Genomic DNA, 1,915 nt, shown 5'->3' on the forward strand with positions numbered 1-1,915 from the left:
GGCGCGGCCGCGCTGGCCGGAGCCGCCGCGGCGCCCGCGTCCGCGTCCGCCGTCGAGCCGCTGCCCGCGGGCGCGGCCGACACGATGATGCCGTCGAAGGCGACGCCCCCGCCGGCGCCGCCGAAGCCGCCGAAGGCCTCCAAGCCCAAGTCCTCGGGCGGCGGCGACCGGCCCGGCTGGCTGATTCCCGTCGCGATCGGTGGCGCGGCCGTCGTGGCCGTGATCGCCGCGATCGCGCTGGCCGGCGGCGGTGGCGACGATCCGAAGACCGTGGCCTCGACCCCGACGGCGACGCCCGCGGCCACCGAGGCGCCGACGGTGCCGGTGTCCGCGAACGGCATCGGCCTGTCCGTCCCGGCCGGCTGGTCGGACGGCGCCACGGCCGACATCCCCGGCTTCTCCGACAGCAAGGTCACGATGGCCGGCCCGAAGGGCGGCACGATCGTCTTCGGCCTCGCCGACGAGACCGCCGCGAACCCGACGCTGCTGGCGGACGGCCTGCGCGGCGACACCGAGCCGACCAAGGAGGTCGTGGACCTCGACGGTGGGGTCCAGGCGGCCAAGTACGCCGCGCTGCCGATCGGCCCGCAGACCGGCGACGTGTTCGCCGTGCCGACGGACAAGGGCATCGCCACGCTCGCCTGCATCGCCGAGGGCGACACGTGCGCCACGATCGCGGCGTCGATGAAGCTCGAGGGCTCGAAGCCCTTCCCGGTCGGTCCGAGCGAGAAGTACCAGACGAGCGTCGAGAAGATTCTCGGCCGCCTCGACAAGGCCGAGAAGTCCGCCGCGCGTGACCTCAACAACGCCGGCAAGCGCACGACGCAGGTGTCGGCGACGGGCCGCCTCGCCTCGGCGTACGCGTCCGCGTCGCGCTCGGTGCGCAAGCTGAACGTGAGCCCGGCCGACGAAGGCGCCAACGCCCAGCTGGCCGCCGCGCTCAAGAGCATCGGCGCCGACTTCAAGAAGGCCGCGTCCGAAGGCCGCGCCAAGGACCGCAACGGCTTCCGCAAGGCCGGCGCCGCGGCCGCCGGCGGGAGCAAGGACATCGAGAGCGCGCTCGGCGGGCTGGGCGATGCGGGCTACGACCTGAGCTCGAAGACGCTCGGCCGCGCGGCCGCCGTCACGAAGCTGCCGACGCTCAAGAAGGACAAGGTCAAGAAGCAGGCCGTGCCCTCCAACAGCGGCGAGAGCACGACCGGCTCCGTGCCGGAGACGTCGACGGACAGCAACTCGACGCCGCCGCCGACCAACAACATCACGCCGCGCCAGACCAACCCGACGCCGCAGAACAACAAGCCGGCGCCGAAGAAGGACAACGGCGGCGGCGACAGCCTCTCCGGCGGCGGCGAGGGCTGATCCGGCCCTGACGCGTAGGGCGCGGCTCGCGCCCTACGCCAGCAGCTTGCGGGCTTCGCTCAGCCGCAGCTGATAGCGGCCCCGGTACTCCTCCGCGGGCCGCTCGGTGTCGGCGATCCACTCACCCCACTTCGCGGGGTCCTTGCCGAAGTCGGCGTCGCCGCGGCTGATCGCCTTGCGCTTGACCGCGAGCGCGGTGTCGATGAACCACTTCGCCTGCAGCTCGGGCCGCTCCGGGAAGCCCTTGTAGTCGCCCTGGTTCCAGATGCCGGTGCGCATCTGGAAGAAGCCGACGCTGTCGCGGTCGCCGAAGTTGAGGTTCTTGACGCCGGACTCGACGAGCGAGGCCATGACGGGGAGCTCGGGCGGCAGGCCGGCGGCCTCGGCCTGCTTGGCCAGCCACTTCGCGAGCTCGGCCTGGGACGCGTTGTCGCCCGGGTACTCGGCGGCGGCGGTCGTGAGGTCGATCGAGGCGGCGGCGACCGCGGCGTTGGGCGGCGGCTCGACCGGCGGGGGCGTGGCGGCCGGCGTGGCGGGCGCGACGGGCTGCGCCACG

2 pseudogenes are annotated in these 1,915 nt (G+C 73.9%); one reads left to right on the top strand and one right to left on the bottom strand.

Annotation, left to right across the window (positions count from 1 at the left end):
* Positions 1–1,359: pseudogene (locus OJ997_RS36175) on the top strand (hypothetical protein); the annotation flags it as partial.
* A gap of 33 nt (positions 1,360–1,392) precedes the next feature.
* Here OJ997_RS36175 and OJ997_RS36180 read toward each other — a convergent pair.
* A pseudogene (locus tag OJ997_RS36180) lies at positions 1,393–1,915 on the bottom strand (hypothetical protein); the annotation flags it as partial.

The organism is Solirubrobacter phytolaccae (genome assembly GCF_027587195.1).
GTDB classification, from domain to species: Bacteria; Actinomycetota; Thermoleophilia; order Solirubrobacterales; family Solirubrobacteraceae; genus Solirubrobacter; species Solirubrobacter phytolaccae.